This window comes from Seonamhaeicola maritimus (assembly GCF_008056315.1).
Lineage (GTDB): Bacteria > Bacteroidota > Bacteroidia > Flavobacteriales > Flavobacteriaceae > Seonamhaeicola > Seonamhaeicola maritimus.
Genome location: NZ_VRKQ01000018.1, coordinates 469,391 through 495,048, shown reverse-complemented (window position 1 = coordinate 495,048; position 25,658 = coordinate 469,391). Strand labels below are relative to the sequence as shown.

The following is a 25,658-nucleotide window of genomic DNA, read 5'->3' as shown; positions in this document are numbered from 1 at the left end:
CTAAAACTCAAAAGTTTTACCGTCCTCGGATAATTCCACAGAATCGAAAACCTCTTCAGCTTCAATTTTAAAACCATTTAAATCCTTGTAACGAGTTGAATAATGCCCTAACAGCAATTTACCTACATTAGCTTTTTTAGCTATTGTAGCAGCTTCTTTTGCGGTTGAATGCTTTGTTTTAGGCGCTAAATGTGCCTGAGTTTCTAAAAAAGTAGATTCGTGATACAAAACATCAACGTTTTCAATTATGGATACAATATCCTCCTTATACATAGTATCACTACAAAAGGCATAACTTTTTGGTTTATCCCCAGGCTTAGTTACACTTTCATTTTTAATATTAATCCCATCTTCATTAACCACATCAAAACCTTGGGTTAATTTACGGTAATAGGCAACATTTATATTAGCTTCTTCAACAGCTCCAATATTTAACTTCCGCTTACCTTCTTTTTCTTTAAACAAGAAACCATTAGTGTAAACCCTATGATTTAAAGGTATTGTATGCACTTCCATCTTATCATCTTCAAAAATTAATTCTGATTCTTTTGAAGTTAATACATGGAAAATTAACTGATAATTCGTCCAGGAATCAGCTAATTTCATTTGTAGTGTAACTACTTCTTTGATGCCTTTAGGTCCGTAAATATGCAAGTCTGTTTCTCTGGTAAGCAACCTGAATGTGGAAATTAAACCAACTAAACCAAAAAAATGATCACCATGTAAATGAGAAATAAAAATATGTTTGATTCGGTTGAACTTAATCTTATGCTTTCGAAGTTGTACCTGAGTTCCTTCGCCACAATCAATTAAGAACATATGTCCTTGAGATTCTAAAACTTGAGAGGTTGGGTTGGCCAAAATTCTTGGAGTGGCACTATAGCAGCCTAAAATGGTTAACTTCATTAATTGTTTATTGTTTCGTTGTATGCATAAATTAGATTGACAACTTAACAGTCAACAAATCCATATAATTTAAAACCCTAAATCTCGTTCCATCTCCTCCATTTCAATAATATCATAAGCTTCCTGAAGTGTAGGAACAACAACAATTTCATCCGGAGTATCATCAAAATCTACTTTATTTGATACTACCACAAATGAATGTTTAGCATTTCTATGCGTGTTTGATAACTGTAAGAACTCAACTATTTCTTCTAAACTAATTTTATTAAGCGTAGTTAAGTTAACAATAATATTATTGTTTTTAAACTTCGGATACAATGCTTGAAGTTTCTTAACTAACTCGATTGTAGTTGCCTTCTCTTGAGTTATAATTGAGATATTTCCGTTTTGATCAAAAATCATAATCTACTGTTTTATTTTTGACGCTAATAAGTAAATGACCGCCATTCTTATGGCAACACCGTTTTCAACCTGATCTAAAATAATAGATTGTCCAGAGTCTGCAACATCACTAGTAATTTCTACACCTCTATTTATTGGTCCTGGGTGCATAATTGTAATCTCTTTTTCTAAAGACTCTAATAATTCTCTATTCACGCCAAACTGTTGTGTGTATTCTCTAGTGGATGGAAAATAACTTATATCCATTCTTTCATTCTGCACCCTTAACATATTTGCTACATCACACCATTTCAGCGCTTTACGTAAGTTTGTTTCAACTTTAACTCCAAGTTCACCAATGTATTTTGGCAGCAAAGTTTTTGGGCCACAAACCATTACTTCAGCCCCTTGAAGTTGTAAGGCAAATATATTAGATAACGCTACTCTACTATGTAAAATATCACCAACAATAACCACCTTTTTACCTTTAACATCACCAAGTTTTTCTCTTATGGAATAAGAATCTAATAGGGCTTGCGTTGGATGCTCATGAGCACCATCTCCCGCATTTACAATGCTAGCATTGACATGCTTTGACAAAAAGATACCAGCTCCGGGGTTCGGATGCCTCATAACAACCATATCTACTTTCATAGATAAGATATTGTTCACCGTATCAATTAAAGTTTCACCTTTTTTAACTGATGATTGTCCTGAGGAAAAGTTAATTACATCTGCAGACAAGCGTTTCTCTGCCAATTCAAAAGATAATTTGGTTCTTGTAGAATTTTCAAAGAAAAGGTTAGCAATAGTAATATCTCTAAGCGAAGGCACTTTTTTAATGGGTCTGTTAATGACCTCTTTAAAATGGTCTGCAGTTTCAAAAATAAGTTGAATATCTTTCTCTTTAAGATATTTTATTCCTAATAAGTGATTAACACTTAATTCGCTCATTTTATTTGTTATTTTTCAATTAAATACACGGCATCTTCACCTTCATTCTCTTGCCAATGCACAATTACTTTTTCATTATTAATAGCATCTACTTGCCTTCCTCTATAATCTGGTTGTATGGGTAAATGCCTGCTGAAACGACGATCAATCAAAGTTAAAAGCTCTATTTCGTCAGGTCTTCCAAATGATTGAATTGCGGTTAAAGCTGCTCTTATACTTCGGCCTGTGTACAAAACATCATCTATAAATACTATGTTTTTATCCTCAACTAAAAAATCTATTTCAGTTGAATTAGCTTTTAAGGTTTTATCCCCTCTTCTAAAGTCATCTCTATAAAACGTGATATCTAATTGTCCTAATTGTATGCCTTTAACATTGTAATCTTCTTCAAGAATTTTAGCTATTCTATTTGCGAAAAATACACCTCTAGGTTGAAGTCCAATTAATACTGTATTAGAGAAATCGTTGTGTTTTTCAATAAGTTGACAAGCCAATCGATGAAGAATGATGTTTACCTCTTTTGCGTTAAGTAAAACTTTTTGACTCATAAATAATCCAAACGTATCTGGGGTACAAAGGTAATGCAAAATTTTAGAAGTAAAAACATAAATGTAACTCTTAAAGCACCTTCATTTAAAGGCATAAAAAAGCCTTCAATTTCTTGAAGGCTTTAGTTTTATCGATTCCTGCCTGCGCAGGAATGACAGCTAGAAAATTATTTCTTTCCGTCCATTTTATCTTTAAGAGCTTGTAAAGCATCATTAGCGTCACCTAAAGTAGGTTTAGCTTCTGCTGCTGCAGCTGCTGCTTTTTTAGCGGCAACTTTTACATTCTTAGCTTCTTCTGCTTTGAAAATAGCTGTATGAGATGCCACTACACGTTTAAAATCTTTGTTAAATTCAATGATTTTAAAGTCTGCAGATTCACCTTTCTTAAGTTTACTACCATCTTCTTTCTCTAAGTGTCTAGAAGGTATAAATGCTACTATATCCTCGTTAAATTTAACTGTAGCTCCTTTGTCAACAATTTCCTCAATTGCTCCAGGATGTGTTGTATCTAAAGCAAATTCAGTTTCGTATTTATCCCAAGGATTATCCGTTGTTTGTTTGTGACCTAAACTTAATTTACGTCCTTCAACATCTAATTCTAATACAATAACATCTAACTTATCACCAACTGCACAGAACTCACTTGGGTGTTTAATTTTCTTAGTCCAAGATAAATCTGAGATATAAATTAATCCGTCAATACCTTCTTCTAATTCAACAAATACACCAAAGTTTGTAAAGTTACGTACAACACCAGTGTGCTTAGACGCTAATGGATACTTAGTAGTAATATCTGTCCATGGGTCTGGAGTTAATTGCTTAATTCCAAGAGACATTTTACGCTCTTCTCTATCTAATGTTAAGATAACTGCTTCAACTTCATCACCAACAGCAACGAAATCTTGTGCAGAACGTAAATGAGTTGACCATGACATTTCAGAAACGTGAATTAATCCTTCAACACCATCAGCTACTTCAATAAATGCACCGTAATCTGCAATTACAACTACTTTACCTTTTACTTTATCACCTACTTTCACCTCTTCTGCAAGAGCTTCCCATGGGTGTTTGCTTAATTGTTTTAATCCTAATTGGATTCTTGATTTGTTCTCATCAAAATCAAGGATTACAACATTAAGTTTTTGGTCTAATTCTACAATTTCGTTAGGGTGATTAATTCTAGACCAAGAAAGATCTGTAATATGAACTAATCCATCTACACCACCAAGATCAATAAATACACCGTAAGACGTGATGTTTTTAACAACACCTTCTAATACTTGACCTTTTTCTAATTGACCAATGATTTCTTTCTTTTGCTCTTCAATATCAGCTTCAATTAAAGCTTTATGAGAAACAACTACGTTTTTAAACTCGTGATTAATTTTCACAACTTTAAACTCCATAGTTTTGTTTACGTACTGATCGTAATCTCTAATTGGTTTCACATCAATTTGAGAACCTGGTAAGAATGCTTCAATTCCGAAAACATCTACAATCATACCTCCTTTAGTTCTACACTTAACAAAACCATTCACAATTTCACCAGTATCATGAGCAGCGTTTACTCTATCCCATGCTTTAATTACTCTTGCTTTTCTGTGAGATAATACTAATTGACCTGTAGCATCTTCACGTACATCAATTAATACTTCTACTTTATCTCCAACTGCCAAACCAGGGTTGTAACGGAACTCATTTAAAGAAATAACTCCTTCAGACTTTGCGTTGATGTCAATAATCGCATCTCTATCTGAGATATGAACTACTGTACCTTCAACAACTTCATCATTTAAAGTGTCTACAAAGTTTTCTTCTACTAATTTTTCAAATTCTTGAAGTTGTTGATCATCTACTTCATCAATACCTTCTTGGTAATTGTGCCAGTTGAACTCTTTTAAGAATTTTTCAGGATTTGCTTGAGCTTCAGATACTACTGGAGCTTCTTCTACTGTTGAAACTTCTGGTGCTTCAACTTCAGCGTTTTTTGCTTTTTCAGCCATTGCTGATTAAAATTTGTATTCTGCATGCTTTGGAAAGAATTAAGCAATTAACACGCAGAAGTGTTAGTTTTATTATGTTTTCACCCATTTTGCCTTTCCATACTTCGCCAAAAGGAGTGCAAAAATACATATTACAGTGTTAATTACCTAAAAATGAACAAATAATATTAGTTGTGACTGTTTTTAAACTTTTGGGTCAGAAATAAAAGAATCTTAATCTAAGTTGTTATACTTATTTTAAGATTAGAAATTTATTATATTGTTACTTAAATTAAATAACATAAAACTTTAAACATGGCAGTAAGAGAGAAATATCAAGCAGTTTTAGACCTTGGTGAATCATTAAATGTTCAAAATGGTGACGTACAAGTTGAAGGGCACCAATTAAAAGTTTGGGGAACCACTCAAACACCATATGAGAAAAACTTAATTTGGGATAAGATTAAAGAAATTGGAGGAGAAAATCCAACAGATATCATGGCAGACATCAAAGTTGCAGATGAAACCGTATTTCATAGACATGTTGTTAAAAGTGGTGAGACATTGGGTAAAATAGCCAAACAGTATTACGGAAGCGCTATGAAATATAAAGATATCTTCGAGGCAAACAATGATATTTTGACGAATCCGGATTTAATATATCCTGATCAGGAATTGGTAATTCCCAATTTATAAAAATCAAACTTTTGTTATAGAAATTTGAACAATAGTTACTCCTACTAACGAACCTTATAAATATTTTTGTAAGGTTCGTTTTATTTTAAACCTATTGGCATGAGCAAAAATTCAAAGTTTTTTATAAGCTTTTTTATTTTGATTTTACCGTTTTTGATACTCCATTCACAAACCGGAAAAATTGAAATTAATGGAATCATTTTGGATGAAAGTAATTACGCTGTTCCCTACGTAGCCGTCGGGATTGTAAAAAAACATATTGGTACCGCTAGTACAGAAGATGGTGAGTTTTCATTTTTAGTCTCTAATACTGAAATGCAAGACACCTTATCTATTTCAAGTTTGGGATACGACGCATTCAAAATTAAAATATCTGATTATTTAAAACTTGAAAAGAAAGAAATTATTCTAAAGGAAACTATCACTGAATTAGAAGAAATTAAAATTTTAAAACCTTCTGAATATGTTCAAAATGCAATTGAGCATTTAAAAGAAAACACCATTAGTAAACCGCATCAAATTGAAATGCTTTATAGGCGTGCTGCTACCGAGAATGGCAAATCCAAATTTTTTGTTGAAAACTATATTAAAATTCGTGACCGTGGACCAGCTTATCCCCTAGGATTAGTGCAAGTAATGGAAGCTAGAAAATCTGCCGATTATAGGATTTGGAAGCGGAAACAATGGACCCATTCTTTAACTTGGATGGCCACTGCCAACCCGTTAAGACCTACAGATAAACAACCTAACTTAAAACGATTTACTTGGAAAAAAATAGGAGACTCTTCTTATGAGGGTGAAGATGTAGTTATTATAAAAGGAATAGACCCTAAATCAAAAACTGAGGTTACATTATATATTGGGGTTGAAAACTTTACCATATTTAGGATTGAAAAACAAAAGGCACTGTTTCTGTATAAGAAATATCAAGATGGCAGAGTTTACCTGAGTTATTACTCAAATGAATGGGGTTTTGGAAAAAACCAAGTTCCAAAAGAATATTGGGGTACCGAAGCTGAAAAAATGACCTATAGATTGGAAGCATTTGTCTACAATATTGAAACAAATAAAAAGAAAATAAAAATTGTACCTTTCGGCGGTGACACTGATATGGGCTCATTAGACCTTCCTTATCATCCTAATTTTTGGAGTAATTTAAGTATGCCTCCAGACACTAAGTTTTTCAAGCGAATTAAAAAAGAGCTTGAAAGTAATTATGGAGTATCACTTGAGAATCAATTTAAATTTGTAAATAAATAAATATGAAAAAGATTATCTACACTTGCATTGTAGTGTTTACATGTTGTTTAATTGGGGCATTAAATTTAAATGCTCAACAAAAAATTGAAATTAACGGTATTGTTTTAGATGAATTCAATGAATCCGTACCCTATGTAGCTGTAGGTATTGTTGAAAAATATATTGGAACTGCAAGTACAGAAGACGGAACATTTTCATTTTTGATTACTGCTGCTGAAATGCAAGATTCATTATCTGTTTCAAGTTTAGGATATGACCCATTTAAAATTAAAGTAGCCGACTATTTAAAGTTAGAAAAAAAAGAAATAGTTTTAAAAGAAACGGTTACAGAGCTTAATGAAATTACATTACTAAGCCCCAAAGATTATATATTGAATGCTGTTAAAGCATTAAAAGACAATACACTGAGCCAACCTCATAAAATTGAGCTGCTTTATAGAAGAGCGGCCGAAGAAGAAGGAAAAGCAAAGTTCTTTGTTGAAAACTATATTAAAATTAGAGATAGAGGAGCTGCCTACCCCATGGGAATTGTTGAGGTAGAGGCTGCAAGAAAATCTGCAGATTATAGATATTGGAAAAGAAAACAATGGAGACATTCCATACATGACATGTTTGATGTAAACCCTTTAAGACCTAATAGTTCTCAACATGCTAGAAATCTAAAAAAGCTTACATACAAAAAAATTGGTGACTCCTCTTATGAAGGTGAAGATGTAGTTATCATTGAAGCAAGAAATCCGAAAATTGACTGGGAAAAAATTAAATTTTATATTGGAGTTGATACTTATAAAGTTTATAGAATTGAACGTGGTGGATCATTATTCGTTTATAAAAAACATAAAACTGGTAAAATGGTGTTAAGTTATTTTAAAAATGAATGGAGATTTCCTAAACATCAAATACCCACAGAATTACATGGTACTATAGCCGAAACATTAAGATACAAAACAGAAGCTTTTATATTAGAAGTAGAAACTAATAAAAAGAAAATGAGAGTTGTTCCTTATGGAGTAGAAACAGACATGGGGATGTTAGATTTAAAATATGATGCTAATTTTTGGAAAAACTTAAGTATTCCACCAGACACTAAATTCTATAAACGTATTAAGAATGAACTGGAAGGTCTTTTTGGGGTTTCTTTAGAAAAACAATATCAAATTGTAAATGAATAAAACCAAATTATGAAAAAATTATTATTTCTGCCTTTTTTATTGGTTATAGTACTTGTACCATATCATGGCATTTCTCAAAATATAGAAATAAATGGTATTATTTTAGATGAGTCTAATAATCCAATTCCTTTTGTGGCGGTTGGTATCGTTGAAAAATATATTGGTACTGCTAGTACTGAAGATGGTGAATTCTCTTTCCTAGTTACAAAAAATGAGCTTAAAGATTCATTATCTATTTCTAGTTTAGGATATGACCCTTATAAAATTAAGGTTGAAGATTATTTAAATAAGGAAAAGCAAGAAATCATTTTAATAGAGAGTTCAACCGAACTTGATGAAGTTAAAATTCTGGCTCCCGGTGAATATGTAAATTTAGCGAGCAAAAACCTTAAAAACAATACTATTACTGCACCTCACCAAGTAGAAATGCTTTATCGAAGCGCTACTACGGAAAATGGAAACTCTAAATACTTAGTAGAAAATTATATTAAGATAAGGGCACGCGGACTAGGTTCATATTTTGGCCCTATGCAAATTGCAGAATCTAGAAAATCTGCAGATTATAGAATTTGGAAGTCTAACTTAAGGTGGCACTCTATAAATGCATTAGCGCATCTAAATCCGTTTAGACCAAATGATTCACAACATGCTAGGAACATTAAAAAGTTTATTTGGAAAAAAATTGGAGATTCTTCTTATGAAGGGGAAGACGTGTTGATTTTAGTAGGGACAAATCCAAAAAAGAAATGGGAATCTATAAAATTATACATTGGTATTGATAGCTATAAAGTGTATAGAATAGAACGTGGAAATACTTTATATATTTATAAAAAGCACCAAAGTGGTAAATTGATTTTAAGCTATTATAAGCACGATTGGGATCTTTCAGAAGATAGAATTCCTGTTGAATATAGACATCTTATAAAAGAAACTCACTTTAAAGCAGAAGCTTTTGTTTATAAAATTATAACAGACAAAAAAAAGATAAGAGTTATCCCCTATGGCATAGATATAGATATTGGAAGGGATAATTTACCATACCGCAAGGACTTCTGGAACAATCTTAGTTCACCTCCAGATACTAAGTTTTACAAAAAAATTAAAGATGGATTAGAAGGTTTGTATGGTGTCCCTTTAGAAAAACAATATGAAATTGTTAATGAATAATACTTTATTCAGTATCCTCAATAGTCATTGATACTAATTGTAGTACTTTTTCAAATTGTTCTTGAAGTGATAAGTTAGAATTATCAATTTCTATGGCATCATCAGCCTTTACTAGAGGTGAATCTTTCCGGGTAGAATCTAAATGATCCCGTTCTTGCACATTTTTAAGAACGCTATCATACACGACGTCATCTCCCCTTTCAATCAATTCTTTATATCTTCTTTGGGCTCTTGTTTCAGCAGATGCCGTCATAAATATTTTTAATTCAGCATCTGGAAATACAACGGTTCCAATATCACGTCCATCCATAACAACACCTTTGTTTTTTCCTATTTGTTGTTGAATAGCAACTAGTTTTTTTCTAACTTCAGAAACAGCAGCCACTTTACTAACAAAACTTGAAACCTCCAAAGTTCTTATGGCTTTTTCAATATTTTGATTATTTAAATAGACTTCAGCAAAACCCAACTCAGAATTGAACTTAAAGTTTATATGTACTATATCCAACTGATAAATGAGAGCTTCAGCATTAAAATCACTTTCATGAATCAAACCTTTTGTCATTGCATAATAAGTCACTGCTCTGTACATAGCACCAGAGTCTACGTATACATACCCCAAATGCTTAGCTATTTGTTTTGCAATAGTACTTTTTCCTGTAGAAGAATATCCATCAATAGCAATTGTAATTTTGTCACTCATTTAATTTAAATCAATTTGCAAACCAAAAAAGTTTGAGTTAGCTGCACTGGTATATTTAGCATGTGTGTAACTAAAGCGCATTTTATTCATTTTTATTGAAATTCCCGCTGATAAGCCAGAAAAATTACGTTGATCAACAATTCTTAACTCCTCTCCTCTTCGAAAATTATAACCTAGTCTAATATTAAAACCTCCTTCTGGAAATAATTCTGCACCTATAATGGTATGTCTAATTACTTGACCAATAAATCCAACTTTTTCACTAGATTGATTTCCACTCAAATTACTAATAGCCCTCGCAGGGTTTGGTCTTGCAATAGGCCACTGCTGTAAATTCTCTAAAGTCACATGCCAACGAATAGGCACATTTTCTAAACGTTGAGACATTCCAAAACTAATCTCAAAAGGTAAACTTTCTTGAAGTCCTGCATAGGTTGTTATTTGAGTACCTAAATTCCTAACTACCAAAGCTGCATTGAAATCTAAATAATCATTAATATACAATAAGCCAAAATCTACAGCGGCACCTAAAGAAGTATATTGTTCTAATTTAGAACTAATGAGTTTTAGGTTTCCCCCTAAATAAAAATCTGAATATCCTATTTGTCGGGAATGTCCAAAAGATAGTGCTGATTCACCACCAGAAAAACTTCCAGTAGCATTTCCTTGTTCATCATAACCATCAAAAGATCCATAATTAATATAAGTAACCCCGGCATGAAAAGTTTGTGTTCTCCTATCTACCGTGTAAGCATAAGCCGCTGTTCCATATCCAATACCTCCAAGGTAACTGGTATAATTTAAAGCTAGCTGATTATCCATTTCAACATTAATAGCCGCAGGATTAAATAAGCCTTGAGTTACATCATAATCAATATTAGTTAAAACTTTACCACCCAATGCCGCTTGACGCGGAGAAGAAATTAGGTTAAGAAACTGATAGGTATGTTCCCCTCCTATTTGTGCAAAAATTGAGGTACTAAAGCACAGACAAATTAAAGTGATAATTCTCTTCAGCATATTTACGGTACAAAGAAAGTAAATCTATCTTAAAACGATGGTAACTATCATTTATTTTAGAACATTAAAAAACCTCGAATTAATTCGAGGTTTTTTACATTAAAGTTTTTTTGCGTTTTTAACTTTCTGATTTGTAAGTGCTATATCAATAACGTCACTCATATCTGTTACATAATGAAAGGTTAAGCCCTTTAGGTATTCAGGCTTAATTTCATCTATATCTCGTTTGTTTTCTTCACAAAGTAATATCTCCTTAATCCTAGCTCGTTTAGCTGCTAAAATCTTTTCTTTAATTCCACCAACAGGAAGTACTTTTCCTCTTAAAGTAATCTCCCCTGTCATAGCTAAACTTTTCTTAACTTTTCTTTGAGTAAATAAAGATACTAACGATGTTAGCATAGTAACACCAGCACTTGGCCCGTCTTTAGGTGTTGCTCCTTCAGGAACATGAATATGAACGTTATATTTATCAAACACTGTTGGGTTAATGCCAAAAGTATCTGCATTCGATTTTATATATTCCATAGCAATAGTAGCAGACTCTTTCATGACTTTACCAAGGTTTCCGGTAATGGTCATGGCTCCTTTTCCTTTTGATAAAATAGATTCTATAAACAATATATCACCGCCAACTCGAGTCCATGCTAATCCTGTTACTACACCAGCAACATTGTTGTTTTCATATTTATCACGCTCTAGCTTAGGGCTTCCTAATACTTCAACAACATCATTATTAGAAACTTTAATATTGTAATCTTCCTCCATTGCTATATTTTTGGCTGCATAACGTACCATTTTTGCAATTTGCTTTTCAAGACCACGAACACCAGATTCTCTGGTATAGCCCTCTACAATTTTTTCTAATTGCGGTTTGCCTATTTTTAGGTTATCTGTAGTTAAACCGTGTTCTTTTAATTGCTTTGGAAGTAAATGACGTTTAGCAATCTCAACCTTTTCTTCAATGGTATAACCAGTAACGTTTATTATCTCCATACGGTCCAATAAGGCTGGCTGAATGGTTGCTAAACTGTTAGAAGTAGCAATAAACATAACTTTAGAAAGGTCGTAACCCATTTCTAAGAAATTATCGTAAAACTCACTATTCTGCTCAGGATCCAACACTTCTAACATTGCAGAAGAGGGATCTCCTTGATGGGAATTCGACAATTTATCTATTTCGTCTAAAACAAATACCGGATTAGAAGTTCCGGCCTTTTTTAAACTCTGGATAATACGACCAGGCATGGCACCAATATATGTCTTTCTATGCCCTCTTATTTCAGCCTCATCTCTTAAACCACCAAGGGATATTCTAACATATTCTCTACCTAATGCCTCTGCAATAGACTTCCCCAAAGAAGTTTTACCAACACCTGGGGGACCATACAAACATAAAATCGGTGACTTCATATCGTTACGAAGCTTTAATACAGCAAGGTATTCTATGATTCTTCGTTTTACATCATCTAAACCAAAATGGTCTCTATCTAAAATTTTTCTAGCACGTTTTAAATCGAATTTATCATCACTAAACTCATTCCAAGGTAAATCTAAAAATAGTTCTAAGTAGTTACGTTGAATAGAATATTCAGCAACTTGAGGATTCATGCGTTGCAACTTCCCAATTTCTTTATCGAAATGTTTAGCAACATCTTCATCCCAAAGTTTTTCTTGAGCTTTTGCTTTCATTTCTTCAATTTCCTCGTCATGACTTACACCTCCTAATTCTTCTTGAATGGTCTTCATCTGTTGATGCAAGAAATATTCACGCTGCTGTTGGCTCATATCCATTTGAACCTTAGACTGAATATCATTTTTCAACTCTAGCCTTTGAAACTCAACATTCATATGCTTAAGCGTAGCCAAAGCACGTTGTTTAAGGTCATTCATTTCTAATAATTTTTGCTTTTCTGCAACAGAAAGATTCATGTTAGAAGACACAAAATTTATTAAGAAAGAATTACTCTCTATGTTTTTAATGGCGAAAGAAGCCTCACTAGGAATATTTGGGCTTTCCTTTATAATCTCTAAGGCTAAATCTTTAATAGAATCAATAATTGCAGAAAACTCTTTGTTGTTCACAGCAGGTTTAGCCTCAGATAAATCTCTAATAGTAGCATTCATATAAGGTTCTTCTGTAATGACCTCAGCTACTTTAAAACGTTTTTTACCTTGAATAATAACCGTAACATTACCATCAGGCATTTTGAGAACTCTTAAAATTCTAGCAACCGTTCCGGTTTCATTAATTTCTTTAGCAGAAGGATTTTCAATAGATTCATCCTTTTGAGCAACAACCCCAATGACCTTATTTCCCTTATTAGCGTCTTTTATAAGTTTAATAGACTTATCTCTACCTGCAGTAATAGGGATTACAACACCAGGAAATAAAACTGTATTTCTTAACGATAAAATTGGAAGTGTTTCAGGCAGCTCTTCATTATTCATGGCTTCCTCGTCTTCCGGTGTCATTAAAGGAATTAACTCTGAATTTTCATCAAATTCCTGCAATGACAAACTGTCAAACGACATAAAATTAGATTTCTTCATATATATTTTTAAGTCAATCTGTCATTAAAGCAGGTTAACTTTATTAATTTAAGTATTAATAAATATTTCAAATGAATGATTATCAACTAATTATACTGATATCAGAAGATAAATCAATATTATAAAGTCAATACCTGTGCCATAACTAATTACACAAAGCAAAACTTTGTTGAATTATATTTTACCAGCTCTCCTTAAAACAAATAGAAGAATAATAGGAATAGCCAATAAACCAACCATGAGTAAGTTTCTTTCAAAAATCCAAGGAGCCATAAACAATGTTATAATGTAACCACCAATTGCACCACCGAAATGCGCATCATGACCAATGTTCCCTATTCTCTTTTTCATGCCATAAATAGAGTAAAGTAAATAGCCAATTCCAAAAATATATGCAGGTATTGGCACTATGAAATATAAGCCCAATGTCATTCCTGGCTGCAACAAAATAGCCGAATATAAAATACCAGTTACCGCTCCACTTGCACCTACAGCACTGTAATGGTATTCATTTTTATGGAAATAAAGAGACAGTAAATTACCGAAAATTAAACTACCTAAATACACTATTATAAAACCACTTGCTCCTAAATAATTAATCACAATACCTGCAAAAAAGTAAAGCGTAATCATATTAAACAGGAGGTGCTGCATATCAATATGCAAAAACCCTGCTGTAAGAACTCTTATTTTTTCACCTCTTTGAACCCCTCCAACATGAAACTTATATTTATCTAAAAAACCATAGTCCTTAAATCCTTTTAAAGAAAAAAGAACATTAGCTGCAATTACAATAATGGTTATTTTATCTATTTCTGCCATGAAGTGTTAACGTTTAAAATCAATTTAATATGTTTTTATTTGTAAAGAACTAAATTTTATACTAAAAATACATACAAAATATAGTTTTACTTTGGTAATAACTTCTTTAATACATAACCCACTTTCATTTGGAATTTATAAATATTCAAGTGAAAAAATTCATGTACTTTTGCTCGTGCAAATCTAAAATTAATTCATGCAATTTCTAAGCTATATTATTGTTTATCCTTTTTTATGGATAATTTCTATACTACCATTTAGGCTGCTCTACGCAGTTTCAGATGGTATTTATGTTCTAGTTTATCATATTGTAGGTTATAGAAAAAATGTAGTACTTGATAATTTAAAATTAGTCTTTCCTCAAAAATCAGAAGCTGAAATTTTATCCATTAGAAAAAAGTTTTACCATCACCTTTGTGATATGATAGTAGAGTCTATTAAATCAATCACTATTTCAGAGGCTGAAATGCAAAAACGTTATGTTTTTACTAATGTAGAAGAGATTCATGAACTTGAAAAGAAAAACAAAAGTATTGTTTTATTTATGGGACATTATGCTAGTTGGGAATGGATTTTTATTTTGCAAACTCAAATTAATCATAAAGGTTATGCTGTTTATAAACAATTAAGTAATAAGTATTTTGATAGATTAGTAAAACGAATTAGAGCTAAGTATAACAGTCATTTAATTACTACAAAAGAGACATTTCCAACACTTATAAAAGCAAAGCAAAAAAAAGAGTTAACTTTTAATGGTTTTGTATTTGACCAATCTCCAAAATTACACAAAGCAATCTATTGGCAAGAGTTTATGGGAGTTCGAGTTCCCGTTCATGTAGGTGCAGAAGTTTTGGCAAAACGGCTTGATATGGCAACTTTGTTTTTAAAAGTAAACAAAATAAAAAGAGGGTATTATCAGGCCACTTTTTCTACTATTGCCTTAAATTCAAAAGATTTAAAAGATTTTAGCATTACTGATATTGCTCTTAAACGTGTAGAAGAACAACTTTATGAAGCACCTGAGTTTTATTTATGGACACATAAGCGATGGAAACATAGAGGTAAAGAACCAAAATAATTCTTTATTCAGTTGATATGGTTTCTACAAAATCTGGATTCATTAGCACCTTGCCCTCTTCCCTTGCCTTCATATAAACCGCTTTTGATGGTCTAGGGCGAATCCGATATTTAGTAGGATACCCCGTTTCTCTAACAAAATCATCAGGCATTCTTTCGGTTGGAAGATAATCATTAGTAGACTCTCTCATGCGTTTTAAACGTATACGCATATCATTTAAAACATAGTCGTAATCTTGGTTTAAAGCCAAATTGTTTAATTCATAAGGGTCTTTTTCAATATCATACAATTCCTCGTTAGGTCGTGGAATTTCAAAACATCGCATTTGAGCTTCAGTAAGTGTTCCTTTATCTCGCTCTTCCTTCATACTTTTCCATGTTAAATCTCTTATTATATCTGCAGAAGGTGTATTAGGAAGATCTGGATAATAATTCTTTATGTATTTGTATTTTGTTGTTCTAACTGCTCTTGTATAATCTTCAAAATCATGAAAATGGTCTTCGGCATAAACATCATCTCTAACACTGATTTTTGTATTGATTAAAGTAGATAATAAATCTACCCCGTCAAAGTCTGTTAAAGGTTCTAAACCTGCCATTGTCATAAATGTTGGGGCAATATCTACAGAACTTACTAAATTATTATTTACACTATTGGGTTCTATTTTAGCAGGCCATTTTACAATCCAAGGTGTTTTTATACCTCCATCATAAAGTGTTGTTTTATCTCTTGGGAATGCTCTCCCATTATCAGAAATAAATAGAACAACTGTATTTTCAGCCACTCCTTGAACTTCTAATTCAGCAACCACCTTTCCAATATAATCATCCATTCTAGAGATTTCATCATAATATAATGCAAAATCTTTCTTAGAAGCTTGTGTAACCGGCATATAAGGAGGAATAATAGTTTCTTCAGGATTATAAGGATCTTTACTCATGCCTTCATAAAAAGGTCTGTGTGCATCAAATGAAGCCAACCAAGTAAAAAACGGCTTATCCTTAGGCCTTTCTTGCAATAATTTAATCCATTCATCACAACCGCTACCATCACCTACTAAACGTCTGTCTAATCCTATTGGTGCATCTTTCCATTGCATTTCTAAAAGCGAATCAAAATCATCTCTAACAGGATCTCCCATATGATATTTACCTGCTAAACCTGTCCAATAACCAGCATTTTTAAGTTCCTGAACAAAAGTCTTTTTATAATCTGGCAATGGCCATGACAACTGTTCAGCATCTGTATTGTGTGGATATAAACCAGAAACTATACTCGTTCTACTCGGGCTACAAGAACTTGTGGTTAAAAATGCCTGATTAAAAATCATACCTTCCTTTGCCAACTGATCTAAGTGAGGTGTTTTTACTTTTGGATGACCGTATGCACCAATATCATCCCAACTGACATCATCTGCGATAATTAGAACAATATTTGGTTTTTGATTTTCTTGAGGTGTTTTATTATTTGATTTACACGAAACAAAAATCAATGAAATAATAAGTAGAAAAATGACTGAGTAGTTTTTTAAATTCATAAGCAAAATGACGGTTTTATATAAATTTAAGCATAAAAAATGGTCGTTTGTTAAAACGACCAATATTTACATAATTTCGATATGATTTTACTATTTCTAAGTACTATTTAGTAGCAATCTCACCTAACTCTTCAATAAACTTATCCGCTAAGTTATCAGCTTCTTCCTGTGATTTAGCCTCTGTATAAATTCTAACAATAGGTTCCGTATTACTTTTACGTAAATGTACCCAACTTTCAGCAAAATCAATTTTCACGCCATCAATCGTTGTTATTTGCTCATTACTATATCTGTTTTCTATTTCAGTTAAAATACCATCAACATCCAAATCCGGAGTCAATTGTATCTTCTTTTTACTCATAAAGTAATTAGGATATGTTTTTCTAAGTGCACTTACAGATATGTTTTTATCAGCAAGCAAACTTAAAAATAAAGCTACTCCCACTAATGCATCACGACCATAATGAGATTCTGGATAAATAATTCCCCCATTACCTTCTCCACCAATAACTACTTTATTCTTTTTCATCAACTTCACAACATTCACTTCTCCAACAGCACTTGCCTCATAGGTTCCTCCATATTTTTCAGTAACATCTCGAAGTGCACGGGTAGAACTCATATTGCTAACCGTGTTACCTGGTGTTCTACTTAATACGTAATCTGCACAGGCAACCAATGTATATTCTTCACCAAACATATCCCCATTTTCATCCATAAAAGCAAGTCTATCTACATCAGGATCCACAACAATACCAAAATCCGCTTTATATTTTTTTACAGCTTCCGATAAATCCGTTAAGTGTTCTTTTAAGGGCTCTGGATTATGAGGGAAATGACCGTTGGGTTCACAATACAATTTAATAACATCAACTCCTAATCGTTCTAAAAGCAATGGAATAGCAATACCTCCAGTAGAATTAACACCATCTACAACAACTCTAAATCTAGCTTCCTCAATAGGTTTTACCGTTACCAAAGGTAAATCTAGCACCTCAATAATATGCAAATCTATATAAGCAGAGTTTTTTGTGATTTTTCCTAAACTATCAACATCAGCGAAATCCATATTATTGCTTTCTGCTATTTCTAAAATTTTTGCACCCTCCACTGCATCTAAAAACTCCCCCTTTTCATTTAATAGTTTTAAGGCATTCCACTGTTTTGGATTATGGCTAGCAGTTAATATAATCCCACCATCTGCATGTTCCATAGGAACAGCCATCTCAACAGTTGGAGTAGTTGAAAGCCCCACATTTATAACATGTATGCCTTGGCCAACCAAAGTGTTCATTACCAAATTTTGTATCATCTTACCAGAAATACGAGCATCTCTACCAACAACAACACGATAATTCTCTTTAGTTCTATTTTGTTTTAACCAAGCACCATAAGCTGCTGCAAACTTTACCGCATCAATAGGTGTTAAATTTTCTCTTACTTGACCACCAATGGTTCCTCTAATTCCTGAAATTGATTTTATAAGTGTCATAAATTCTAATTCTATTTTCTGCAAACCTACATATTTTTTTTAGCTTAAATTTTAACTAAACTTAAAAAATCAATTCGTAAATTTCACAAATGAATTACCTAGCCCATATTTACCTTTCGGGAGATAACAATTTAGTAACTATTGGGAATTTTATTGCTGACGGTATCAAAGGTAGTGACTACAAAAAATTCTCTAAAGACCTGAAAATTGGCATATTACTTCACAGACACATTGATACGTTTACAGATGCTCACAAAACAGTAAGAATGAGTACAAGGCGTTTGCACGAAAAGTACGGACACTACTCCGGTGTAATAGTAGATATTCTTTATGACCATTTCTTAGCAAAAAACTGGAAAAACTACTCTAAAATTCCTTTAGATGAATATGTCGATACATTCTATGATTTATTGGAAGAACATTTAGAAATACTCCCTCAACCAATAAAACACATGATGCCTTATATGATAAATGGTAATTGGTTATTAAGCTACGCCAGTATTGAAGGGATTCAGAAAGTATTAGAAGGAATGAATAGACGCACAAAAAACCGTTCGCAAATGAATTTAGCTATTAATGAACTTCAAGAGTTCTATGATGAATTTGAAAGTGAATTCACGTCATTTTTCAACGAATTAATAGAATCTTCAAACAAAAAATTAAGCGAGTTAAATCTGAAGTTTGTATGATTAGGTTAATTTGTATCATTTTCTTGTTATTACCCTTTACGTCTTGTAAAAGTGATAAAGGCAGAGGTTTAGTAACTAAAAATGCAATGGTAGTTTCCGCTCGTGAAGAAGCCTCTAAAATTGGAATTAGCATTTTAAAACAAGGCGGCAATGCTTTTGATGCCATGGTTGCAACAGAATTAGCACTTGCTGTGGCCTACCCCATTGCAGGAAACCTTGGAGGAGGTGGTTTCATGGTCTATAGAAAAAATAATGGGGACACGGGGACTTTAGATTATAGAGAAAAAGCCCCAATTAATGCCACTACAAATATGTATCTAGATAAAGAAGGTGAAGTAATTACAGAAAAAAGCAGGTTTGGCGCCCTAGCAGTGGGAGTGCCTGGAACGGTTGCGGGTATATTTGCAGCACATGAGAAATATGGCTCATTACCTATTGAAAATATAATTCAACCAGTAATTGAACTAGCCAAAAGAGGTGTTGTAGTTACAGAAAAGCAAGAAAAAGCAATTAAACACAATCAATCCTATTTTCTAAAAGTTAATAAAGATTCTATTATTTTCAATAAACCATGGAAAGCAGGAGATACTATAAAACACGTTCAACTAGCCAATACACTTTCCCGACTCATGGAATATGGTAAAAATGAGTTTTATATTGGCGAAATAGCCGAAAAGTTGATTAAGCACATACAAGACCATGGAGGCATAATTACCAAAGAAGATTTAGCTCAATATGAGCCAAAATGGCGAAAACCAATCACCTTTACTTACGATAATTTGAAAATTACTTCAATATCTCCACCATCAAGTGGTGGTATTTGTTTAGCTCAAATAATGAAAATGATTGAACCCTTTGACTTAGAGGAATTTAAACATAATTCCACCAAATATGTTCAAGTACTCACTGAAGCAGAAAGACGTTCTTACGCCGATAGAAGTTTTTATTTAGGTGACCCTGACTTCATTTCCATTCCTACCAACGAGTTAATAAATAACGAATATCTAAAAGAGAGAATGCGTACTTTTTCATTTGAAAAAGCAACTTTGTCTTCCGATGTATCTTATGGAAATATAGAGATCGTTGAAAGCAATGAAACCACTCACTATTCTATAGTAGATTCATTTGGAAATGCGGTGTCAGTTACTACAACACTAAATGGAGCCTACGGTTCCAAACTTTATTGCAACGAACTGGGTTTCTTTTTAAATAATGAAATGGATGATTTTAGCAGTAAACCCGGTGCTCCAAATATGTATGGGTTAGTTGGTGCGCAGGCCAATAAAATTTTACCAGAAAAGCGCATGTTAAGTTCTATGACACCTACCATTATTGAAAAGGATAATAAACTTTATATGGTTCTTGGGACTCCAGGAGGATCAACTATTATAACATCTGTTTTACAAACAATTCTTAATGTTCATGAACATAACATGACCATGCAAGAGGCCGTAAATGCACCTCGTTTTCATCATCAGTGGTTACCAGATTATATACGTATTGAACCCAATTCTTTTAATAACAACACCATTGAGGAGCTTCAAGTTTTAGGATATTCCGTAAATGAGAAAAAGGCTGGAGCAATTGGCAAGGTCGATGGAATACTTGTTTTAGAAGACGAATCGTTAGAGGGTGGTGCAGATTATCGAGGTGATGATACTGCTGTCGGTTTTTAACTGTTTTCTTTTACTAACTCAATAGTATTTGATAATTTAGATGACTTACATCACATTAAACCTACTATTGCGAAATTGAAAAAAAAAGTATACAAGATTGTTTTTGGGGTGATTATATTCTTCACATTACCCAGTTTGTTGCTTTTTGGGTTTCTTTACTTTAAATATAATGAACCTTTACCAAGCGGCTCAAAAGGGACTGAAGCTGATAATTTAGCTACCAAAATGTTAATAGCTATAAATTATGAAGCTTACGTAGCAACAGATATTTTTGAATGGACGTTCAAAAATAGACGCCACTATAAATGGGATAAGTATAAAAACGAGTGTAAAGTATATTGGAAACAGTATAAAGTAAGCTTAAATTTGATTGACAACGACCTTCATCAAGCTTATGTTCATAGTTTTAAGGTTGATGGAGAATTAGCAGAAGAACTTATAGAAAAAGCTGTTAAGCATTATAAAAATGATTCTTTTTGGGTGTTTGCTCCTTATAGAGTTTTCGATCAAGGTGTAAAGCGTGAACTAGTTAATAATAATTTACTTGTAACATATGCAAATGGCCATTCATATTTATGGCAATTGGCGGAAGATGGAATGCCTAAAAGTTTTAAAATGTGGACCAATGAATTACCTATTAATGGTTTAGAAACATCTTGGAAAGACTGGACGACCACTGAAACTGGTGCAAAACTGCCAACATTCCACAAACTATTTCTATTTGGAATGGAGATTACAGATATCAAAGGGATGAATTGAGTTTACAGTATAAATCTTATTGTAGATATTTAAAACTCAATAATTCTACTTACTCCTCTGGCCTACAAAATTGTGCGAATTCGATTTAAAAAGAATATTAAAACTTGTTAAACTACCATAAATTCTGGTAATATACTGCTGTAAATCTACTTTCCCTTGTTCGTCTAAATCACTTGAATTTATTCGTTGTTCCATAACGCGTAACCTATCTCTTACCATAATTATTTTATGAAAGAATTTATCTATTGGCAATTCATAAGACTTCAAACTTGTATCTGCAGGTTCCAAAATTAGTCTCCCTCCTTTGTATTTATCTGCAATAGGAACAACTTCACTAGCATCACTCCATTTTTTTAAAATATCAACTAAGCTAGATTCAATATCAAAAAAGCTAACAGTATCTACATCATCGTAAGCAGCTTCAATCACATCAAACTCGCTATCGATATCAATTGTTTCTAAACCTTTATCTATGAAAGTCACCCAATAATGTTGCGAAGTAACATTTGTAATAACGCCTTTACCGTATTCTGGGTGATCAATTCTTGAGCTTATTCCTAATAATTTCATATCTAAGTAATAATTGAGTTTATAAAATAAATAATTATACAAGTATAATGATTTGCTATAAAATATTCCAAAAATAAAAGCCACCTAAATAAGGTGGCTTAAAATTAATTATTTACAACAATCTATTAATCTAACAAAATTAATTTACGAGTCTGTGTTTCCCGTCCTGCAACCTCAAAAGTTAAAAAGTATATATTACCTCCGCTTAACTTACTTGTATCAAGCATTATAAAATTTTGTCTGTAATAACTATTGCTTTGAAGTTTTTTGCCAAGAACATCATAAAATGTTATTTTAACCTCTGGTAGTATACTTGCCCACTTAACATAAACTTCATTTTTACTAGGATTTGGATATAATAATAAATTATTACTTCTAGTGTTTTCTGAAAACTCAGGAAGACCTTCTAATGCTGGAGCTATTTGGGAATTACTACAGTAAGAAACATTACTAATTGAGATACTTAAATCTGTATTGTTATTACCTGTTCCTTCGTTTAAAGTAACCGTTACCAATTGAACTTCACCTGAGATAGAAACCTCAGCATCAACCCCATTGAATGTGCCATAAGGAATAGTCTCACCGCTTCCATCTTCATAGGTAACAACAACTCGCTCGGTATATCTATTAGATTTCTTTCCTCCCGTTCTTCGATCAACATCGGTAATACTAAACGAAATATCTGAAGCTCCATTAAAACTTACACTTGATGAACTCGATCCACCACCAGAATGCGTTAAAGGATTAATACTGAAAATTGCCGTAGATGGATTTGCACACTCATTAGTGGTATCGCAATCATCTGGAACACCATTGCCATCGCTATCTATTCTATCGTCTCCTCCTGGACAAACATCACAACCATTTGGTACGGTATCATTATCACTATCTATATTGTCATCATGTCCAGCACAACTATCATTTTCATCGCAAACTCCGTCACTATCCGAATCTGAACAACCCATATCATTCCAAGGACCACAATAAGCTACACTACCTAGAGTAATATTCATATTCCCATTTGTATTACCAGTATAAATATCTTCTAACTGAACAGTGATGCTTTTAACCTCACCTGGGATATTAACATTTACAGATGATGTATTAGAACCAGAAAAAACACCATAAGTAACTTTTATATTATCACCAAATATAAAATATACTGTTATTTGCTCTATATATCTATTACCTGGTTTTCCTCCCGTTCTGGCATTAATTCCCGATATTGTAAAAGAGGCTCCTTTACTTCCGTTAGGCAAATTTACAGTTGATTCTTCTATACCAGATCCAGGATGGTTGATGCCGGGGAATTCTTCAGTTAGAGAATTACAGTCATCGCAATCATCAGGGATATTATCGCCATCTACATCAATTGTATCATCACCGTTGGGGCAAACATCTAAAGCATCACAAACGCCATCATCATCACTATCGTCTGTTGGCGTTCCAGCACAATTACAATTACTATCATAAGCATCATTAATTGTACAAGCATCACCATCATCACAAGTTCCCCCAGGATAAATAGTAATATCATTGTCATTACAATCAGAATTATCAGTAACATAACCCGATGGTGGCGCACAATCTTCTACCGTAGTATTTGGATCACCATAGCCATCACCATCGGCATCGGCATAATATGTTTGAACAGTTAAGTCTTCATCTATACTACCATCACAATCATTGTCTTTTCCATCACATATCTCAATAGCTCCAGGATAACTTTGGTTATCAGAATCATCACAATCGGTTGCATCTTCAACATGATTATTTGGTTGCGAACATGCTAACTGAGGTACATTTGGATCACCATAACCATCACCATCAATATCTGCGTAATAAGTACTATTATTATCAACAATAGTTACAGAATCAAATACTGTTTCATTACCGTCGTCTACAGTAACGCTATAAGTACCAGGTGAAAGGTTAGATATTGAAGAACTTGTTTCTCCATTACTCCAAGAATAACTATAATTACCAGTTCCTCCGCTTGCAACAACACTTGCTGTACCATCGCTGCTGGAACCACAAGTAACATCGGTACTAGAAGCCTCAGCTAAAAGTGGACCTCCTGCACAAGTAGTAAGACAGCTGGCATTTGCAACTCTACTTCGTATAAGATCTCCTGGCTGCTGGCCAAAACCTAAACTTAAATCGATACCAACACTATTCAAGTGACAATAACTCATAATAGTTCCACCTTCTGAGGGAATAATATTATTTACATTATCAAAACACGAGGAAAAATACTGTGCATCGGATAGATTGTCCACAATACCATCACCATCATCATCTCGATTATTATTCATATAATAAACATTTCCACAGTCATCAATAACCGTATTATTACCATTCCATTTACAACTATGCGTGTGCGAAGAACCTAAATTATGACCTATTTCGTGAGCTAGCACCATTACAGTCCAGCTATAATTAGGAATATCTCTATAGCTAGTACCAATACCACTTACACCAACGCCATAAGTTCTATTACATAATACATTCACATAAGCGCGACCACCTGAAACCTCAGATGACTTGATAATTAAATGAGCTAAATCTCCATTATAATTACCTGCCAATCCATCTCTAAACTGAGTTAAGATAGATGATGTATCGGTTCCTGGGTATGGATCTACTACATCCCAAACCACTAATTCATTTATTGACATGTTTATGGATTCGTTAGCATAAAGCAAAATAACCTGATTAAATGCGCCTGTAACGTAATTGGCAACAGCCTCTACGCTTCCATAATGCTCATACATAGAATAGTCTGTTTCTAAATACATTTTTACACAATTACCAGCTGAAAGACTACTGCTTGATTCTATTTTAGCACTAGATGATTTATGCATATGCCCTACCTCATCAGGTGTTGAACAATCTAAATCGAATTGTTCCTTAATGTCTTTGTTTTCATATAAAATATGGTGTTTATCTGCATTATTTCGAATTTTACCTAGATCGTAAGACTTCCCATTAACCTTTAAATTACCAACTATTTCATCACCATAAAAACTTATGGCCACCATAGATTCGGAATCACCTTTTACAACACCCCAATAATGAGCTCCCTTTTTATATTCAACAGGTTTGCTTCGATCTGAGCCTTTATAAACCTTAAATTCATCTGTTAAAACTTTAGACTTTATTAGTTGTAATTCTAAAGAACTATTTCCTTCATAAGGTAACTCTAGAAGTATTCTTTCGGACTTTTCTGAAATTATTTCAGCTACCATCTCATTATTAAAGGAAAAGAATAATGCTTTCTTAACATCTATTCCTTTTTCAACTTGTCGCTTAGCCTGAAAAGGCACGCTATTTATCTTACTAATGGGTTTTTTAGGTTTGATATCATTAAAAAAGGAGGCCTGAGAACTAACCTTTTCAAAAGCTACCGAACGGTTTTGCCCATTCAAATAAACAAAGGAAAACAAAGTTAAAAGAAGTACATAGGTTTTAGAATCTAAACCTGTTAGGTAATTTTTTTTCATAATAAATTTGGGGTTTGTTAACATTTCGAATGTATAAACCATGCTAAGTATGTCCAAAATTTTTCGATAAAACACGGATAACACATTCAAAATAAACACGGTAGACATTTTATCGATGATTTTTGCATTAAACTTCTCTCTTATGGAATAACTATTAAGGTTAATAGTCCACTTCCTTTTAAAATTTAATAAT

General features: G+C 32.9%; 21 protein-coding genes. 8 read left to right on the top strand and 13 right to left on the bottom strand.

What is annotated here, in order from left to right; all coding sequences use genetic code 11:
- The 5 genes from FUA22_RS17050 to rpsA form a co-directional block, all read right to left on the bottom strand.
- Entirely contained in the window at nucleotides 1-906 is a 906-nt protein-coding gene (locus FUA22_RS17050; RefSeq protein WP_147769793.1) for a ribonuclease Z, read from the bottom strand.
- Nucleotides 907-975: 69 nt separating this feature from the next.
- On the bottom strand, nucleotides 976-1,308 hold the full coding sequence (locus FUA22_RS17045; RefSeq protein ID WP_147769792.1) for a ribonuclease Z: 333 nt from the start codon (nucleotides 1,306-1,308) through the stop codon (nucleotides 976-978).
- A 3-nt stretch (nucleotides 1,309-1,311) separates the two neighbouring features.
- Complete coding sequence (locus tag FUA22_RS17040; protein ID WP_147769791.1) at nucleotides 1,312-2,241, bottom strand: aspartate carbamoyltransferase catalytic subunit; 930 nt, start codon at nucleotides 2,239-2,241, stop codon at nucleotides 1,312-1,314.
- 8 nt (nucleotides 2,242-2,249) lie between these two features.
- A complete protein-coding gene (gene pyrR / locus FUA22_RS17035; RefSeq protein ID WP_147769790.1) occupies nucleotides 2,250-2,789 on the bottom strand; it encodes a bifunctional pyr operon transcriptional regulator/uracil phosphoribosyltransferase PyrR in 540 nt (179 codons plus the stop codon).
- 167 nt (nucleotides 2,790-2,956) lie between these two features.
- Nucleotides 2,957-4,792 (bottom strand): 30S ribosomal protein S1, encoded by a 1,836-nt coding sequence (rpsA, locus tag FUA22_RS17030; RefSeq protein ID WP_147769789.1) that lies wholly within the window; start codon nucleotides 4,790-4,792, stop codon nucleotides 2,957-2,959.
- Between the two features lie 294 nt (nucleotides 4,793-5,086).
- Between rpsA and FUA22_RS17025 the strand changes: the two genes are divergently transcribed.
- The 4 genes from FUA22_RS17025 to FUA22_RS17010 all read left to right on the top strand — a co-directional run bounded on the left by FUA22_RS17025 (nucleotide 5,087) and on the right by FUA22_RS17010 (nucleotide 9,066).
- A complete protein-coding gene (locus FUA22_RS17025; protein ID WP_147769788.1) occupies nucleotides 5,087-5,467 on the top strand; it encodes a LysM peptidoglycan-binding domain-containing protein in 381 nt (126 codons plus the stop codon).
- 99 nt (nucleotides 5,468-5,566) lie between these two features.
- Entirely contained in the window at nucleotides 5,567-6,727 is a 1,161-nt protein-coding gene (locus FUA22_RS17020; RefSeq protein WP_147769787.1) for a carboxypeptidase-like regulatory domain-containing protein, read from the top strand.
- A gap of 2 nt (nucleotides 6,728-6,729) precedes the next feature.
- Nucleotides 6,730-7,899, top strand: a complete 1,170-nt coding sequence (locus tag FUA22_RS17015; RefSeq protein WP_147769786.1) for a carboxypeptidase-like regulatory domain-containing protein — start codon at nucleotides 6,730-6,732, stop codon at nucleotides 7,897-7,899.
- A gap of 9 nt (nucleotides 7,900-7,908) precedes the next feature.
- On the top strand, nucleotides 7,909-9,066 hold the full coding sequence (locus FUA22_RS17010) for a carboxypeptidase-like regulatory domain-containing protein (RefSeq protein WP_147769785.1): 1,158 nt from the start codon (nucleotides 7,909-7,911) through the stop codon (nucleotides 9,064-9,066).
- A 4-nt stretch (nucleotides 9,067-9,070) separates the two neighbouring features.
- On the opposite strand, the gene cmk is transcribed toward FUA22_RS17010, so the two are convergent.
- The 4 genes from cmk to FUA22_RS16990 form a co-directional block, all read right to left on the bottom strand.
- Nucleotides 9,071-9,769: a (d)CMP kinase gene (gene cmk / locus FUA22_RS17005; RefSeq protein WP_147769784.1), complete on the bottom strand. Its 699-nt coding sequence runs from the start codon at nucleotides 9,767-9,769 to the stop codon at nucleotides 9,071-9,073.
- Nucleotides 9,770-10,789 (bottom strand): type IX secretion system protein PorQ, encoded by a 1,020-nt coding sequence (gene porQ, locus FUA22_RS17000; RefSeq protein WP_147769783.1) that lies wholly within the window; start codon nucleotides 10,787-10,789, stop codon nucleotides 9,770-9,772.
- 99 nt (nucleotides 10,790-10,888) lie between these two features.
- Complete coding sequence (gene lon, locus FUA22_RS16995; protein ID WP_147769782.1) at nucleotides 10,889-13,339, bottom strand: endopeptidase La; 2,451 nt, start codon at nucleotides 13,337-13,339, stop codon at nucleotides 10,889-10,891.
- Between the two features lie 174 nt (nucleotides 13,340-13,513).
- The gene (locus FUA22_RS16990) at nucleotides 13,514-14,161 is read right to left on the bottom strand and encodes a rhomboid family intramembrane serine protease (protein WP_147769781.1); all 648 of its coding nucleotides are present in this window, start codon (nucleotides 14,159-14,161) and stop codon (nucleotides 13,514-13,516) included.
- A 196-nt stretch (nucleotides 14,162-14,357) separates the two neighbouring features.
- On the opposite strand from FUA22_RS16990, the gene FUA22_RS16985 reads away from it, so the two are divergent.
- Entirely contained in the window at nucleotides 14,358-15,239 is an 882-nt protein-coding gene (locus FUA22_RS16985) for a lysophospholipid acyltransferase family protein (protein ID WP_147769780.1), read from the top strand.
- Between the two features lie 4 nt (nucleotides 15,240-15,243).
- Here FUA22_RS16985 and FUA22_RS16980 read toward each other — a convergent pair whose 3' ends face one another.
- Both FUA22_RS16980 and glmM read right to left on the bottom strand, forming a co-directional pair.
- Entirely contained in the window at nucleotides 15,244-16,776 is a 1,533-nt protein-coding gene (locus FUA22_RS16980; protein WP_147769779.1) for a sulfatase family protein, read from the bottom strand.
- Nucleotides 16,777-16,879: 103 nt separating this feature from the next.
- Complete coding sequence (gene glmM, locus FUA22_RS16975) at nucleotides 16,880-18,268, bottom strand: phosphoglucosamine mutase (RefSeq protein WP_147769818.1); 1,389 nt, start codon at nucleotides 18,266-18,268, stop codon at nucleotides 16,880-16,882.
- 89 nt (nucleotides 18,269-18,357) lie between these two features.
- Here glmM and FUA22_RS16970 point away from each other — a divergent pair, with 89 nt between their 5' ends.
- The 3 genes from FUA22_RS16970 (at nucleotide 18,358) to FUA22_RS16960 (ending at nucleotide 21,392) form a co-directional block, all read left to right on the top strand.
- Complete coding sequence (locus FUA22_RS16970) at nucleotides 18,358-18,957, top strand: acyl carrier protein phosphodiesterase (protein WP_147769778.1); 600 nt, start codon at nucleotides 18,358-18,360, stop codon at nucleotides 18,955-18,957.
- Nucleotides 18,954-20,633 (top strand): gamma-glutamyltransferase, encoded by a 1,680-nt coding sequence (gene ggt / locus FUA22_RS16965; protein WP_147769777.1) that lies wholly within the window; start codon nucleotides 18,954-18,956, stop codon nucleotides 20,631-20,633. The genes FUA22_RS16970 and ggt overlap by 4 nt, the downstream gene beginning before the upstream one ends.
- Before the next feature lie 75 nt (nucleotides 20,634-20,708).
- Nucleotides 20,709-21,392, top strand: coding sequence for a hypothetical protein (locus FUA22_RS16960; protein WP_241664845.1), 684 nt, complete (start codon nucleotides 20,709-20,711; stop codon nucleotides 21,390-21,392).
- Nucleotides 21,393-21,437: 45 nt separating this feature from the next.
- Here the strand turns inward: FUA22_RS16960 and FUA22_RS16955 are convergent, their stop codons facing one another.
- Both FUA22_RS16955 and FUA22_RS16950 read right to left on the bottom strand, forming a co-directional pair.
- Nucleotides 21,438-21,962 carry a hypothetical protein gene (locus tag FUA22_RS16955; RefSeq protein ID WP_147769775.1) on the bottom strand — a complete coding sequence of 175 codons (525 nt, stop codon included), beginning with the start codon at nucleotides 21,960-21,962 and terminating at the stop codon, nucleotides 21,438-21,440.
- Nucleotides 21,963-22,087: 125 nt separating this feature from the next.
- Complete coding sequence (locus FUA22_RS16950; protein WP_170309959.1) at nucleotides 22,088-25,465, bottom strand: M12 family metallo-peptidase; 3,378 nt, start codon at nucleotides 25,463-25,465, stop codon at nucleotides 22,088-22,090.
- Between the last annotated feature and the right edge of the window lie 193 nt (nucleotides 25,466-25,658).

What these genes read in the sequence shown, in the direction of transcription:
- FUA22_RS16970 (WP_147769778.1), top strand. Translation starts at nt 18,358, where the DNA reads ATGAATTACCTAGCCCATATTTACCTTTCGGGAGATAACAATTTAGTA.
- FUA22_RS17050 (WP_147769793.1), bottom strand. Translation starts at nt 906, where the DNA reads ATGAAGTTAACCATTTTAGGCTGCTATAGTGCCACTCCAAGAATTTTG.
- FUA22_RS16985 (WP_147769780.1), top strand. Translation starts at nt 14,358, where the DNA reads ATGCAATTTCTAAGCTATATTATTGTTTATCCTTTTTTATGGATAATT.
- rpsA (WP_147769789.1), bottom strand. Translation starts at nt 4,792, where the DNA reads ATGGCTGAAAAAGCAAAAAACGCTGAAGTTGAAGCACCAGAAGTTTCA.
- FUA22_RS16955 (WP_147769775.1), bottom strand. Translation starts at nt 21,962, where the DNA reads ATGAAATTATTAGGAATAAGCTCAAGAATTGATCACCCAGAATACGGT.
- FUA22_RS17040 (WP_147769791.1), bottom strand. Translation starts at nt 2,241, where the DNA reads ATGAGCGAATTAAGTGTTAATCACTTATTAGGAATAAAATATCTTAAA.
- pyrR (WP_147769790.1), bottom strand. Translation starts at nt 2,789, where the DNA reads ATGAGTCAAAAAGTTTTACTTAACGCAAAAGAGGTAAACATCATTCTT.
- porQ (WP_147769783.1), bottom strand. Translation starts at nt 10,789, where the DNA reads ATGCTGAAGAGAATTATCACTTTAATTTGTCTGTGCTTTAGTACCTCA.
- FUA22_RS17020 (WP_147769787.1), top strand. Translation starts at nt 5,567, where the DNA reads ATGAGCAAAAATTCAAAGTTTTTTATAAGCTTTTTTATTTTGATTTTA.
- FUA22_RS16950 (WP_170309959.1), bottom strand. Translation starts at nt 25,465, where the DNA reads ATGAAAAAAAATTACCTAACAGGTTTAGATTCTAAAACCTATGTACTT.
- FUA22_RS17045 (WP_147769792.1), bottom strand. Translation starts at nt 1,308, where the DNA reads ATGATTTTTGATCAAAACGGAAATATCTCAATTATAACTCAAGAGAAG.
- FUA22_RS16990 (WP_147769781.1), bottom strand. Translation starts at nt 14,161, where the DNA reads ATGGCAGAAATAGATAAAATAACCATTATTGTAATTGCAGCTAATGTT.
- FUA22_RS17025 (WP_147769788.1), top strand. Translation starts at nt 5,087, where the DNA reads ATGGCAGTAAGAGAGAAATATCAAGCAGTTTTAGACCTTGGTGAATCA.
- cmk (WP_147769784.1), bottom strand. Translation starts at nt 9,769, where the DNA reads ATGAGTGACAAAATTACAATTGCTATTGATGGATATTCTTCTACAGGA.
- FUA22_RS16980 (WP_147769779.1), bottom strand. Translation starts at nt 16,776, where the DNA reads ATGAATTTAAAAAACTACTCAGTCATTTTTCTACTTATTATTTCATTG.
- ggt (WP_147769777.1), top strand. Translation starts at nt 18,954, where the DNA reads ATGATTAGGTTAATTTGTATCATTTTCTTGTTATTACCCTTTACGTCT.
- glmM (WP_147769818.1), bottom strand. Translation starts at nt 18,268, where the DNA reads ATGACACTTATAAAATCAATTTCAGGAATTAGAGGAACCATTGGTGGT.
- lon (WP_147769782.1), bottom strand. Translation starts at nt 13,339, where the DNA reads ATGAAGAAATCTAATTTTATGTCGTTTGACAGTTTGTCATTGCAGGAA.
- FUA22_RS17015 (WP_147769786.1), top strand. Translation starts at nt 6,730, where the DNA reads ATGAAAAAGATTATCTACACTTGCATTGTAGTGTTTACATGTTGTTTA.
- FUA22_RS17010 (WP_147769785.1), top strand. Translation starts at nt 7,909, where the DNA reads ATGAAAAAATTATTATTTCTGCCTTTTTTATTGGTTATAGTACTTGTA.